General features: G+C 64.6%; 8 protein-coding genes. 4 read left to right on the top strand and 4 right to left on the bottom strand.

The genetic code is table 11. The features are described 5' to 3' along the window. Nucleotides 1-2: 2 nt before the first annotated feature. The 3 genes from O9K63_RS02100 to O9K63_RS02110 form a co-directional block, all read right to left on the bottom strand. Nucleotides 3-1,733 carry a UvrD-helicase domain-containing protein gene (locus tag O9K63_RS02100; protein ID WP_277240148.1) on the bottom strand — a complete coding sequence of 577 codons (1,731 nt, stop codon included), beginning with the start codon at nt 1,731-1,733 and terminating at the stop codon, nt 3-5. Then, a complete protein-coding gene (locus O9K63_RS02105; RefSeq protein WP_277240149.1) occupies nt 1,730-6,364 on the bottom strand; it encodes a DEAD/DEAH box helicase in 4,635 nt (1,544 codons plus the stop codon). The genes O9K63_RS02100 and O9K63_RS02105 overlap by 4 nt, the downstream gene beginning before the upstream one ends. A 106-nt stretch (nt 6,365-6,470) precedes the next feature. Continuing rightward, entirely contained in the window at nt 6,471-7,595 is a 1,125-nt protein-coding gene (locus tag O9K63_RS02110; RefSeq protein WP_277240150.1) for a DNA cytosine methyltransferase, read from the bottom strand. A gap of 601 nt (nt 7,596-8,196) precedes the next feature. On the opposite strand from O9K63_RS02110, the gene O9K63_RS02115 reads away from it, so the two are divergent. The 4 genes from O9K63_RS02115 (at nt 8,197) to O9K63_RS02130 (ending at nt 12,732) form a co-directional block, all read left to right on the top strand. Further along, nucleotides 8,197-8,340, top strand: a complete 144-nt coding sequence (locus O9K63_RS02115) for a hypothetical protein (RefSeq protein WP_277240151.1) — start codon at nt 8,197-8,199, stop codon at nt 8,338-8,340. Nucleotides 8,341-8,824: 484 nt separating this feature from the next. Continuing rightward, nucleotides 8,825-10,471 carry an HNH endonuclease signature motif containing protein gene (locus O9K63_RS02120; protein ID WP_277240152.1) on the top strand — a complete coding sequence of 549 codons (1,647 nt, stop codon included), beginning with the start codon at nt 8,825-8,827 and terminating at the stop codon, nt 10,469-10,471. Nucleotides 10,472-10,564: 93 nt separating this feature from the next. Further along, nucleotides 10,565-12,268: a nuclease-related domain-containing DEAD/DEAH box helicase gene (locus O9K63_RS02125; protein ID WP_277240153.1), complete on the top strand. Its 1,704-nt coding sequence runs from the start codon at nt 10,565-10,567 to the stop codon at nt 12,266-12,268. A gap of 5 nt (nt 12,269-12,273) precedes the next feature. Continuing rightward, nucleotides 12,274-12,732, top strand: coding sequence for a hypothetical protein (locus O9K63_RS02130; RefSeq protein WP_277240154.1), 459 nt, complete (start codon nt 12,274-12,276; stop codon nt 12,730-12,732). Nucleotides 12,733-12,748: 16 nt separating this feature from the next. On the opposite strand, the gene O9K63_RS02135 is transcribed toward O9K63_RS02130, so the two are convergent. After that, a complete protein-coding gene (locus O9K63_RS02135) occupies nt 12,749-14,125 on the bottom strand; it encodes an L-serine ammonia-lyase (protein WP_277240155.1) in 1,377 nt (458 codons plus the stop codon). Nucleotides 14,126-14,211 lie beyond the last annotated feature (86 nt).

Genomic DNA, 14,211 nt, shown 5'->3' on the forward strand with positions numbered 1-14,211 from the left:
AGTCATCTCCACTTCAGATCGATAACGCCCGATATCCGGGCCCCCAGCCACAACCCGTGCTTGCCGCCAGGGGTGCTGCTGGCGGGGCCTACGACGGTCTCAAGACCCTCAACGTGCCCACCCCTTAGTAATGGCCTGGTTCGTCGACTCTTCGTCGCCATGAAGCGGCCGAAGACGTCACCAGATCGTGCTACGGGTGTACCGGAAACGGTCGCCACCCATGATGGGAGCAGGTCTCCGTCGACGTCTTCGATGTCGTCGCCGTCTTCCCAGGCAACCGTCTCACCGATGACTGCGTTCGATAGCGTGGCCGAAGCTCCAAGTGCGCGCGCAAGTGATGGTTCCATCAGCAGACCGTTGATGCCGCCACGTCGACCTCTAGGGCCGTGAACCCACATGGTCTCCCCAGAACCGACTCTTGCCTTGAACCATCCATGAGGCGCGTAGTCGCGCGTATAACTTACTCGAGTATGTGCCCGGGAGAGCGCCACATACAGCATGCGAGCTATACGAGACTGATCCTCGTCCGGCCTCCACCAGTCGTCAGGATCGATCAGCACAACGTTATCGAACTCGAGGCCCTTGGCTCTGTGCACAGTTGAAACCACGAGCGGTGCCGTGGCGTTCGGTGGAAAGGTCGTGATGCTTCGTCGCGTGAGTCTGCCCGCGAGTGTCGGGATATCCAGGACGCGATCAGAATCAGCGATGGTGATTAGTTCTCGCCAGGCCGCCTCAGGCTCCTCGACCCCAACGGATCGAGCGCGGTCGAGGAACACATCTCGGGGGATTGATCTGGTTGGGACATCGCCCAGGCATTGAGCGATCCATGCAGGTAGAGGTGTCTTCTCAGCCGCAGTCGCCAGCCGTGAGGGTATGCCTGCCCGGCCCAGCTGGTCAGCAACGAGGCCTGCTCGAGCATTGTTGTCGCAGAGGAGTGCTGTTGTGCCAGGCCACCCAGCAATAGTTTCGAGGGCATCATCGTCAAGCGGTCCTAGCGGTGCCAAGTTTGCTACGGCGGACCGGAGCCGACGGAGACGCTCGTCGTCATTCAGAGCTATCAGATCTGATCTCAGGGACGATATCTGGCGTGCATCTGGGGTGATGCTGCGATAGTCGCCAGTTAGGTGGATATGGGTCGGTGAGAACAGTTCGTCTACTCGATCCAGGAAGTCCGTGCATGTCCAGTTGTGGCGGCCTTCCATCTGAAAGTCGTAAAGTGACTGCAAAGGATCGCCCAGGAGAGTGAAGCCGGCCCCTCCTGCCACTGCGGCCTTGAGGAGTTCGCAGACGAATTCGGCCCGTACGCCGACGACGTCCTGGACCTCATCGATTATGACGTGCTGGAACTCGAACGGATATCCACCTTCGGCGCCGTGAGCAAGGATGTCCTTGGCTGCCATCACCGTGTTGTCGAAGCTGGTGAGGACAGGTTCTTCGTGGCCTTGCTCTCTGATCACCCGTGCAGCCAGTGAATCGATAGTGGCAGTGGAAACCGAGCTGCCTTCGTCAACGATATCTGACGTTCGGTCGTTCACGACCTGGACGGCAGCGCGCGAGAAAGAGACTACTAGGATCTCATCCGGCCACAGACCATGATCGACGACAAGCTGTCGGGACAGTTCACCGACAACGTGCGACTTCCCTGAGCCTGGCCCAGCTGTTATGACCGTCGCCTGCGTCGGGTCTGCTGCGACAGCAAGCTCCTGAGCCGCGTCCAACGTGGAGGTGATCATGGTTCGTTGCGCCTCCACAAGTGGTGGAAGTGATGGAATGCGAACTCTGTACCATAGTTCGTCAGGTTGTCGGCGACGTTAACGATCAAGACCTCGGAGCTTCCTCCGTTGAGTGGACCTCGGAGTCCACGTCCGATCATCTGTTGATACACATTTGGGCTGAACGTAGGGCGCGTGATGTAGACAGCATCCAGCGTAGGTACATCGAATCCTTCGGTGAAGACATTGTAGTTCGTTAGAACGCGGATCTTCCCCGATTTGAAATCCTCAATGTATTGACGACGTTCAGCTCTGGAGGTCTGGGACGAAACATCCCGGGCAGAAACGCCGTGAAATGTCATGAGTGCGGCAAGGACCCGAGCGTTTTCCACCGAACTGGCGAAAAGCAGAATCTTCGCCGATTCATCGAGGCTCAAGATCGACTGAAGGATGGTGTTGTTGCGTCCTCCGTCCTCTCCCAGACGAGCGGTCACCGAATCGGCGAGCCTGTAATTGGTGGCCTCATCGATCTCTTCGTCTGTAAGGGTGATTTCCGACCCTTGAAGTTCGATCTGCCTGATTCTGGCCAACACCTGCATGTCTTGCAGGTGCCCATAGACGTCATTGTCAGGGAAGACCCCCTCGTCCAGGAGGTTCTCGTCGTAGCGCTTCGCCAGCCGCTTCGTCTCGTCGTTGTTGAACCCTCGGAAGGGTGTGGCCGTCAAGCCAAGGAGCGGTGTGGTGATGTCCTGGACCCGCTTTCGCCCTCCGAGCGCGGCGAGCGTCCGGGTGTACTGCGGGCTGATGGACTTGTGAGCCTCGTCGACGATTATGAGGGCTGGCTCCTTGAGCCAGCCATATTCGACTTCCCAGCTGCCTGTGCCCTCGCCTCGTTTCACGATGCTATCCAACTTGCTGATAGAGGTGACGACCACTTGGAAGCCATCGCGCTCATTGGCTTCGTTCTGGGCCCACAACCGGCTCAGAGTGAGTGGGATACCTTCAGCGCCGAAAGCGCGCCACACGACCGACCACGTTTGGATGGCCTGCTCGCACAGTTCGTCCGTCTCCGCAACCCAGACGACACGCATGCCATCCGCCGACCACGCCATGGACTCGACCAGGGCCTGTACAGCAACGCGGGTCTTACCAGCGCCAGTGGGGAGGGAGACCAACCCGCGGTTGGCGCGAGGGCCATTGTGGAGCAAACCCTGGACGTTCTTCGCGATCTTGACCTGGTAGGCGTGCAGGGGGCCAAGACGGGGAGGTCCTTCAACTTCGAGCTCGGCGTCTCTCGAGGTCGAAACGAAGCCCGCAAACTCGATTGGGAAGCCAAGTTTACGAACCCACTCCCTTGCGGCTCTCCTGCCAGCCCATTGCGAGGGCGGATCCAACTGTCTGCGCTGGAGCTCCTTCGCATGGTTTGCGAGGATGGAATAGCCATCCATCGCCAGTGCCAGGCGTGCTATCTCATTTTCGGACAGGGGCTGGTCCACTGAATCCGAGAGTGCGTCGAGAGCGGGGCGGGGGATGGAGCGTTGGAGGGAGTCGACGCCGATGGCGAGGACCAACTTCTTGAGAAGGTCGTCGGTCTCGGCGATCTCAACGCGTAGCTTCTCCCGCTGTTGCTGTTCCATGCGTCGGAGCACCGCGTCAGGTTTGAAGGTCGAGTTCGTCTCGCGGGCGATCTCCAAGAGAAGGTCCCGACCTCGTATCGCTGTGGTGAGGAGTGTTTTGCCCTCCAACCGAGATGAGAGAGGTCGAGAACGCTGACCGCGAGGCGTCGAAGTCAGTAGGGAAATTCGATTGCACGGCTGGATCGACAGCTCAAGGTGGTCAGGCGGCAAGGCGTGCCGCAGGGGAGGGAACTTGTCTACGGCGAGTGTTGGCTCGCCTGCGTACTCCGCATCAACTGATTCCTCGAGGAGGCCTTCGGCGGGGGACAGGCCCCACTTTTCGACGAGGATATCGGCGTCGTACTCGGTAGTGAAGATCGAAGGAATGCCAGCTGCTAGGAGAGAGTCGCGTTCGTCTTCTCTGTGCGTGACGGCCACGTCTTCCGTTGGAGCATCGATGTGACCACGTTCACGAAGCACCCGCAGGGTCGAAGGAGGCTGCTGGTCACAAAGCGCCGCCCACGCATAGAGCAGGAAGCGCGGCTCGTGCTCCAAGGCGGTGGCGTTCTGGAGCAGAGCCGCCCAGGCCTCGCTTGGGAGCTGGCTTACGTTCTCACGGATGTGCAGGCTCTCTGCCTGCGACGCGGTTACGGTGTCTTCCAGGAAGGGGAGGGGCTGCTTGACGCCCTCGACCACCGCGTCATCCCCTTGGGCGAGGCACCACTTGACGGGTTGAAGACCTGCCTGAGTATCGAGGACACCGTGGTTGGCCAGACGCGCCCAGATCGGGTCTGGAACGGTACGCCTCTTACCGCCATCCTTGCGCGTAATCGTCCACCGCTCGTCTCCGGAAAGTCCCCGTAGCACCTTACGAGTGACCGCTCGTCGAGCAGCTGGCGATAGCTCGGAGAGGAACTCGAGCGGCCAGAAGATGCGGCCCGTGTCGATCTGGATGGTCTCGTCGCTCAGTCGGGAGTTGCCCGTCCACTCTCTGTACTGATCGCGCGCGTTTAAGTACTTGGCTCGGATCCACGACTCCAAGGGCGGGTTGTCCAAGCGATGAGGTCCATCGACCATGCCGAGACGCTCCAACAACCTGATGTCCTGCTGATGAAAGCGGTGGTCGACGACCCAGCGGCCATCGCGGCTACCATCGCCAGGGATGACCTCGCCAGGAAGGTAGACCATTCCCGCCGGTCGCCATTGGCCTGCGAAATTTCGAACTCTGATGTTGTCGAGGAGGTCGGTCCCCATAGTCTCCCGAAAGATGGCCTCAGCATCTTCGGGTGTATTTCGGCGCGAGCTCGACCACACTCTCTCCCACGCGACCGGCGTCCGGGCAAGTTCAGATCTGAGTTCGCCCGCGTGATCGAAGATCTGAATCCCCAGGCTCTTGAGCGCCAGGTCGACTTCTGGAATCGCCGCAAGAACTGGGTTGATGATCAGTTGGTCAGATTGTTCTTGTCCTCCAGGAAGGAAGACCTGCCCAGCGATGCACGCACCCAGTGAGCCGTCTTCGAGCAGCAGAACACGAGCCCTTGCCAGTTTCGCTCTGATCTGTGGATCCCGCGCGCTCAGAGCTGCAACGAGCCGTACCGCAGCGGCGGACCCTTCGACGTCACCTTCCTTTGCGAGATGCTCGACCCATTCCCGAAGGTCTGTGCTCGATCGTCCATGATGAGCGAGGAGGCGGACGACCTTCGACCGGCGCTCAGCGCTCGTAAGGGAACCGTGCACCCAGTTCTCGGGATCAGTGCAGGCGTCCAGGAAGCTTTCAAGCTCCTCGGGACTAGCTTCGTCGGGATGGAGCTTTACCCGTGTGGGATGACGAAGTTTGTTGTCTGCAGTGGGCACGCATTGCACTCGCGCTACCGCATCGAAGACCGGCTGATTGATAACGTCATCTGCGTGACCTCGGGATTCCTTTCCGCGGGCGGGAAGAAGGTCGATCACCATGCTCGCTTGTCCAGCCTTGGCCAGTTCGGGCAGCGCTTTAGTCACCAGTTTGGGCAGCACCTCGACGAGGAGTTCGTCATTGAACCTTCCCGGCAACAAGCTCGCCCTGTCGTCAGCTAACTTCCAGGGGGCGTTCGTTATGCCGGAGAGCGTCGTTAGTTCATCGGTGGGGAAGAAGGCCCAGAACGTCCCCACTCCCCTCTGCGCGCCTTCAACCGGTGCCGCCCAACTGACGTCTACGGTCGAGCGTGCCGCCTGATACCCCCCGTCCCTGAGCGCTTCGGGTGATGGGGAGTGTGTGTGGGAAACGACGATCCACTTGGACGTCTTGCCCGACTCGCGAAGCGATATGAGGCCATCCGCGTCTCTGGTGAGTGAAATGCTCCGGAGTTCTTCGTTGACTCGATCTTCGATGTCGAGCTGAGTCACGTGCTGCGAGAAGAGCAAGAACTCCTTGGGAAAGACTTTCATGCTAGACGCTATCAAGTCGGGCTGGATGAGCTGAGGTAGAGCGATGACGGTCGTAGCCCATTTCATCAACGAATCCAGAACCGGATCGTCGCGACGTGCGGCGAAAGGATCCAGTGGCTGGGCCAGCCTGCTCACAGGGTAGTGACTTTGCCCAGGGATGAGTTCGGCCAGCCTGGCTCGAGACCACTTTCGGTCGAAACCGAGGGAGCCGGATCGGCTATAAATCCGTGGTGAGTCGGTCACTGCTAGAACGGATTTGAACCCGAGTCCGAATCGGCCGATCTGTTCGTCCCGCTTGGCGGACAGGTGTGCGGCCATGAGCGTTTCGACGCCGTCCTTGGTCAACGGCTCACCGGAGTTGGCGACGTAAAGTGTGCGACCGGCCAGGACGACCTCGCAGCGGCCATCGGTGCCGCGCATAGCGTCGGCAGCGTTCTGCAGCAGTTCGAAGAGCTGGCGCTTCGCGTACGCGCCCTCGTGAATCGAACGTTCTGTGTTGGCGTCCTCTTCGAGTCTTCGGGGGTCCGCTTCATAGGTTTCCAGAAGCCTCTTGTTCTGAAGTTGAACCGCTGCCCCGACATCGCCATCGATGCCTTGCCAACCAGCCACGTGCCCTCCGTAAGATTTCGGTCAGGCCACTGTGGCATACGCCTACGACAGTGCGTGGCTAGGAGTTTTACAACTCAGTAACATTACGGGCCACGAGAATTTCGCGTCAGAAGAGACGACGGGTCGTACTCAGCTCGGCTCCGCTCGAGGCAGCTACGATCTGTCTGCCGATGGCCTCGCCAAGTCGTACTGGGACAGCGTTTCCGATCTGACGGGCGATCTGTGTCTTGCTGCCGATCCAGATGTAGTGGTCCGGGAAGCCCTGCAGTAGCGCTGCCTCCTTGTGAGTGATCGCTCGGTTGGCGGTGGGGTGGAGGTAGCGACCCTTCTCTGGCTTGAAGAACTCGGTGCGAACTGTGACGGACGGTCGGTCTAGGTGCATCCGTCCCATGACGTCCCCAGCTCCAGTGGTGTGTTTCCGCCAGCAGGGCGAAAGGAGTTCGTCAGGCAGACTGAAGCGATTGCCACCCGGTGGGATCGCTCGAAACCGGTCCAGACTCAATTGCGCATACTTGCGCGTGATGTGGAGCTCCCTCGTCGTGTATGGCCCCGGGAGTACCTGATCGCGGAAGGTCAGCGTGCGCACTTCTTCGAACTCGGTCCGGCGAACCTGGGGAGAAGTCCGGTCGAAGACCGTCGCAGCAGGTACCCAGGTATCGCGATCGTGAGTGGCCTCTGGCAATCCGACCTCCGGGAGGTCTCTACGCCGGCCGAGAACGATGGCTCGACGTCGCGTCTGTGCAGCCCCGAAGTCAGCTGCATTCAGAACGTCCGCGTCGATCGTGTAGTCCTCGAGGAGGCCGCCCTTGGTGAAGGCGTCCTGCAGCATGGCGAACTCCGGGGTATTGAACATGGCTGCGACGTTCTCGAGCACGAAATATCTGGGCCTAGCGAGCCTGACGGTCTCCATGTAATAGCGCCACAGCAGGTTCCTCTCATCGCCCTCCCGGTACCTGTTCAGGCGTGAGAAGCCTTGACACGGGGGGCCGCCCACCACGACGTCCGCTTCAGGAACCTCTCCGGAGTCGACCCATTCGGTGATGTCGCCGACGTGAACCACGTCCCCGTGGTTCTGCGCAAACGTTGCGCTCGCAGCGAGGTCCATTTCCACGGCGGCGACGGGTCGAAAACGACCTGCCTGCTTCAGGCCTTCGGTCAGACCCCCTGCGCCTGCAAAAAGGTCGATGGTCGTGATCTCGGGCTGAGTCACTTCAGGCGGAGGGGCGGGCACGTGCGGAAGCCTATAGCGTCGGGGTTAGAGAGCGGTGGCGCCACGCAGGAGCGATCGAAACGGGGGACAACACCCGTTGGCCGTTTGGGCTGTGGATGGCTCGGACCACGCGGTCGCATGTGCTGAACCCGTACGGGCGCCCGATCTGTGCGGGGGCGTCGTTCCAACACCAGGTGTTGTCATACGGCGCACATAGAGTTGATCTCATCGACGGGACGCGCCCGCCGAGGTAGGTCTGGGGAGAGATAATGCAGGACATCTGGGTCATCAGTGGCGGCCGTGCGGGTCGCGGGGCCACCTTCGAGTACTACACCGGCAGCGAGACAGCGCTGGCGAGGGGCTAAAGGCACTCGAGGTCGCCGCACGTCAGGAGTTCGAGGAGCTCGACCAACGACTGGACCTAGATTGCACATGGGAGCAGTACCGCGAGATCCAGGACTTGTTGCCGTATGACGTGCACGGCGTCCCTGACGCCGAGTCTCTGATCCCGTCCAGTGACGGCACACTGACTGGCGGTGTGCCTTCGGGGCGTCTCTGGGTCCCCCTGGAGGAGGGGCGTCCAGAGGAGGGCCACGGGTACCGGCAGACCGAGGAGGGGGCTGTGGACCACGTGTGGAGCCGCAACTGGGCTCGATGGGAGTGCTTCCTCATGGGTGAAGAGATGCCCTTTGCCGAGTACAAGGCACAGTCCTTCGGCGGGCCGTTCGACTACGCGCCGGTCGACCCGGGGCCCGAACAGGCGTGACCAGCGTCTGAGAGGCTTTCGTTCGAGACGGTGGCTGAGCAATCCCCGCAGGGAACGGTGGGCCTCGAAGTTCACCCGCTGCATTGATTCGCACCTCGACGGGTGAGGGGTGGCCGAGTTTCACCCGTCATAGGGATCCGTTTCTCGGACAGCACGCGCGTCGGTACGTTCGGTGCATGGGCACCGCAGCTGATCCCGGAGGGCGCCCACGCTTCACGACCGAGTCCGAGCAGGTCGTGGGGGAGCGGCTTCCGGCCTCACTGCATAGCGTGACTCCCTTCGCCCGGAGGGCACGTTCGTCGCCGACCTCCGCTTCACCGGGCACGCTCTCGTCCTCGTCCTGCCGGACGCCGGCGTGGTGGCGTCGAGGTCAAAGGAACCGGGGTCCGCATCGACGATGGCATCTATAACGCGGAAGTGAGGGCTTGCTCCAGCCTTCGTGGGATCGGGAGCGCTGTCATACCCCACTGACAGACTCGTACACATGTTCGAGGATGAGATGGCCATGCTGGAAGAGTCCTTCCGAGGACTGGGTAACGCCCGCGAGAGGGTGAGCGCGCGCGGCAGGCGAGCCGACGAGCAGACTCTGACGCGGGCCCTCGAGACCACGGAGCGGCTCAGACGGGCAGCCGATGCCCTGGAGCTCTCGGTGATCGGACAGGCAGTGCGCTGGGGTGAGGAGCGCGGACCGGACGGGATCTACCGCGCCGTGCACCTCGATGAGGGTGAGGTCGCGGAGTTCGCCGTCGAGGCCGTCGGTGTCACCTTGCGGGCGAGCACCTACGAAGCCAGGGGTCGATGCGACCTTGCGGCGCGTGCGGTCACCGACCTGCGCGAACTCGCAGATCTCATCGCCGACGGGCGACTGAGGGAGCGGGCCATGGGTGTCGTCGCCAAGGAGACCCGCCTCGCCGAGCCCCACGCCGTGGCAGAGGTGGTCGCGCACCTCATGGCACCGATGCGCGGCCGACCTGACTCGATCCGCATCGTCGAGTTGGAGGAGCGCGAGATCCGCAAGGCCTGCCGTCGCATCCTGCAACGGGTCCAGCCCGACCTGCTGAGGGGTGAGAGCAAGCGCAATCGCCGCGAGCAGCTGGATGCGCGCTTCAGCGCCGGCCCTGTCGGCACCACCGATCTCCACGGGACCCTTCCCAGCGAGCTCGCACTGGCCCTGAAGTCCGCCATCGACGAGGCCGCGAAGCAGCGTCTCGTGGACGACCCCGACCTCACCGCCGGAGCCGCCCGCGCGTTGGGCCTGGTCGACCTCGCCCTGCGCGGGGTCGAGGTCACCGCCCAGGTCAGAGTCGGTATCCCAGTCATCACCTCCGCTGCCTCCCGTCTCGCGTTCGCCCCCTACGAAGGGGGCGAAGGGGGTGGTGGTCGTGGAAGCCTGGGCCAGGACCTGCACGGCCCCACTGCTCGCGAGGGCCGGCTCGTCACCGGCGACGGAGCCGACGCGGTGGAGGTGCTCGCGGAGGAGTGGGCTGGTGACGCGGTCAGCTCCCAGGTGCCGACCACGTTCGGCCCGGACGGACCTCCTTCGTGGATCAGTGGGTGCGACATCCCCGGGATCGGCTACATCCCACCGGACGCCGTGGCCGCCATCGTCAGCAACCTCGAGACGAAGGTCTCCCGAGCGCTCCTCGACGCACGCACCGGCACCCTCGTCGAGACCTCCAACCCGCGCTACGTCGTCACCGACTCGATGCGTGAGTTCGTCGCTGCCCGTGACGAGGTGTGCCGGATGTGGGGCTGCAACCGTCGGGCGTGGCGAGGTGCCCTGATGCCCGCGGCCGACCTGGACCACGCGCGGCCGTGGCCCGAGGGCCCGTCCTCCCCGCGGAACCTCTCCGGCCTCTGCCGCCACCACCACCTGCTCAAGCACTCCGAGCGCTGGACTCACGTGCTCCACCCCGACGGCACCACCGAGTGGATCAGCCCCGGCGGCGTCTCCACGGTGACCTTCCCCGCCCAGTGGGTACACACCGAGGACGAAGGGGGAGACCCCGGGGCTCTCACTTCGCCCCCTTGGGAGGGGGCGAACACCGACTGGCTGGAGTCGGCCGTTGATGGGGCAACCGAAGACAAGGTGGATGTCTTCGCCTCCCTCCCGGAAGTGGTGCCCTTCTGAATCACGGTATTCGCGGTGAATGTAAGGGTTTCGTTGTAGTCCGCAACGGTTCTAGCGCGGGTGCTGACAGTGGGCCGTCGATACGTTCTACACATGGCACCGCAGCTGATCCCCGAGGACCCACGCTTCACGACCGAGTCCGAGCAAGTCGTGTGGGAGAGGCTGCGGGACTCCCTTCGCCCCGAGGACACGGTCATCGCCAACCTGCGCCTGACCGACAGCCGCAAGGACCACGAGGCCGACCTCGTCGTCGTCATGCCCGACGCGGGGGTCATCGTCGTGGAGGTCAAGGGGGGCAAGGTGCGGATCGAGGACGGTGAGTGGAGCACCATGCGGCACGGCAAGAGGGTGCCGATCCACCCGGTCGACCAGGCGCGCGACACGCGCTATGCGATCCGGCAGTACGTCGAGTCCGACCGCCGCTGGGCCAACTCGTCCCGGGGCAAGGTGCGGTTCGCGCACGCGGTCGTCACCCCCTTCGTCGGTCTCGGTCTGGACTTCGACCTGCCCGACTGCCCGCGGTGGATGATCCACGACCGCGAGGACCTGCATGACCTCGCCCGCCGGCTGGCCGACGTCCCGCTCGGCTTCGAGACCCACCGCCGTGTCCCGACCGAGGACGACTGCGCGCTGATCGTCGACATCCTCAGCGCGCGCGGCACCGACGCCGTCCCGTCCGTCACCGACGAGGCCGACGAGCGCCTTCACCGCGCCGACCGCCTGAGCGAGGAGCAGAGCCAGATCCTGCGCGTCACCCGACTGCTGCGCCGCGTGGAGATCCGCGGCGGTGCCGGCAGCGGCAAGACCCTCCTCGCCCTCACCCAGGCCCGCCAGCTGGCGGCCGGACGCGATGGCCGCACCGCGGAGCGCGTCGCCCTGCTCTGCTACTCGATCGGCCTGGCCACCCACTTCGCGCGCGAGGTCGCGACCTGGCCGCACCGTCAGCGTCCGGCCTTCGTCGGCACCTTCGAGGACCTCGCCAACCTCTGGGGACTGCCCTCCGGCTCGCGCGACGACCCGGACTACTGGGAGGAGACCCTCCCGCTGCTCATGGCCGAGCGCGCCGCGCAGCTGCCGCCGGGGGAGCGCTACGACTCCTTCGTCGTCGACGAGGCGCAGGACTTCGCCGAGTCGTGGTGGCGTCCACTCATCGCCGCGCTGACCGACGAGAGCGACGGCGGCCTCTTCATCTACAGCGACGAGAACCAGCGCCTGTTCAACCGGTTCGGCCGGCCACCGGTCCCGCTCGTGCCCCTCGTGCTCGACCACAACCTGCGCAACACCAAGCAGATCGCCGAGGTCTTCAAGCCACTCGCACCGTTGCGGATGCGGCTCGAGGGAGGCGACGGCCCCGCCGTCACCTTCATCCCCGCGAGCCCCGAGGAGGCCGTCGGTCGGGCCGACGACCAGGTCGACCTGCTCCTCGACGAGGGGTGGGACCCAGGGCACATCGCCCTCCTGACCACAGGCCACCGCCACCCCGTGCAGGTCGAACGCCAGGAGAGCCTCGGTCAGGCCGGGTACTGGCGCACCTTCTGGGAGGACGAGGACGTCTTCTTCGGTCACGTCCTCGGGGCGAAGGGGATGGAGCGCCGCGTCGTCGTGCTGTGCATCAACGAGGACGGCACACGGGAGCGCTTCCGCGAGCGGCTCTACGTCGGCCTGTCCCGGGCCACCGACCGACTCGTCGTCGTGGGCGACCCGACCACCATCGCGTACGCGGGCGAGAAGGTGGCCACGACCCTGCTCGATGCGGCGGATACAGTCACGGCAGCACCGCAGCAGACAGGGGAGTAGGGATCGTGAACGAGCACGCGCCGGGTTGGTACGACCACGAGGGGGAGCGCCGCTACTGGGACGGCCAGCGGTGGACGCACTCCACGTCGGTGCCGCAGATCCCGGCCCCGGGCACGCCGCCGCACGGGCAGGTCCCGCCACCACCGCCCTACGGCCAGCCGGGTGCCTACGGCAGCCAGGCGCCCCCCTTCGCCGGCATGCCGGTCGCGCGCAAGGAGCCGGCGCTGTCGCTGCTGGCGTCCTTCTTCGTCCCCGGCGTCGGCCAGATGATCAACGGCGACACCGGGCCGGGTCTGGCCTTCCTCGGCGCCTACCTCGGCGGCCTCGTCGCGGTCATCTGCCTCGGGTGGATCCTCATCGGCTTCATCGGCCTCCCGATCGCCATCGGTGCGTGGATCTGGTCGATGATCGATGCCTACCAGGGCGCGGTGCGGTTCAACCAGCGAGCCGGGTACCCCGGCTGAGCCCGGTCGCCTGCCGTCAGCACTCGATGACGTTGACGGCCAGCCCGCCGCGCGCGGTCTCCTTGTACTTCACCTTCATGTCCCGACCGGTCTCCCGCATGGTCTTGACGACCTTGTCGAGGGAGACGACGTGCGAGCCGTCCCCGCGAAGGGCGGTGCGCGCCGCCGTGATCGCCTTCACCGAGGCGACCGCGTTGCGCTCGATGCACGGGATCTGCACGAGCCCGCCGACGGGGTCGCAGGTCAGACCGAGGTTGTGCTCCATGCCGATCTCCGCGGCGTTCTCCACCTGGGCGGCCGAGCCGCCGAGGACGGCGGCCATCGCCCCGGCGGCCATCGAGCAGGCCGAGCCGACCTCGCCCTGGCAGCCGACCTCGGCACCGGAGATCGAGGCGTTCTCCTTGTAGACCACGCCGATCGCGGCCGCGGTGAGCAGGAAGCGGACGATGCCGTCGTCGTCGGCGCCCGGCACGAAGTCGACGTAGTAGCGCAGCACCGCGGGGATGATGCCCGCCGCGCCGTTGGTCGGGGCGGTGACGACGCGCCCACCGGCGGCGTTCTCCTCGTTGACCGCGAGGGCGTAGAGCGTCAGCCAGTCCATGCCGCGGAGCGGGTCCTCGTTGTTGGCGCCCTCGGCGCGCAGCCGGCGGGAGAGCTCGGGGGCGCGGCGGCGGACCTTGAGGCCACCGGGCAGCACGCCCTCGCTGCGCACGCCGTTGTCGATGCACTCCTGCATCACCGACCAGATGTGCAGCAGCTCGGCACGCACCTCCTCCTCGGTGCGCCAGGACTTCTCGTTCTCCAGCATCACCTGGGCGATGGACAACCCGGTCTCCTCGCAGATCGCGAGCAGCTGGTCACCGGTGGTGAAGGGGTGGGCGACCGGGGTCGTGTCGGCGACGACCTTCGTCGAGCCGGACGCGTCCTCGCCGATGACGAAGCCGCCACCGACGGAGTAGTACGTGTGGCTGCTGATCGGCTCCTCGCCCTCGCCCCATGCGGTGAAGGTCATGCCGTTGGGGTGCAGCGGCAGGGTCTTGCGCCGGTGCAGCACGAGGTCCTCGGCCTCGTCGAAGGTGATCTCGTGCTCACCGAGGAGAGGGAGCCGTCCCGAGTCCCGGATCCGGCTCAGCTTCCCGGTGACCGAGCGCGGGTCGCACACCTCGGGGCGCTCGCCCGAGAGCCCCAGCAGCACGGCGGTGTTGGAGCCGTGGCCGTGGCCGGTCGCGCCGAGCGAGCCGAAGAGCTCGCCCTTGACCCGGCGCACCTGGTCGAGCACGCCCTCGTCGCGGAGGGTCTCGCCGAAGGTCACCGCCGCCCGCATCGGGCCGACGGTGTGCGAGCTCGACGGGCCGATGCCGATCGAGAAGAGGTCGAAGACACTGAGTGCCACGGAAGTTGACTCCTGGGTGCTCGGGTGGGGGCACGGACGGCCGTCGCCGTGGGTGGACGACGTGCCGCTCATCACACTACCTCCGC

The sequence above is a fragment of the Janibacter cremeus genome (assembly GCF_029395675.1).
GTDB lineage: Bacteria > Actinomycetota > Actinomycetes > Actinomycetales > Dermatophilaceae > Janibacter > Janibacter cremeus_A.

Coding starts and splice junctions, on each gene's coding strand:
- O9K63_RS02125 (WP_277240153.1), top strand. CDS start 10,565: ATGGCACCGCAGCTGATCCCCGAGGACCCACGCTTCACGACCGAGTCC.
- O9K63_RS02120 (WP_277240152.1), top strand. CDS start 8,825: ATGTTCGAGGATGAGATGGCCATGCTGGAAGAGTCCTTCCGAGGACTG.
- O9K63_RS02100 (WP_277240148.1), bottom strand. CDS start 1,733: ATGATCACCTCCACGTTGGACGCGGCTCAGGAGCTTGCTGTCGCAGCA.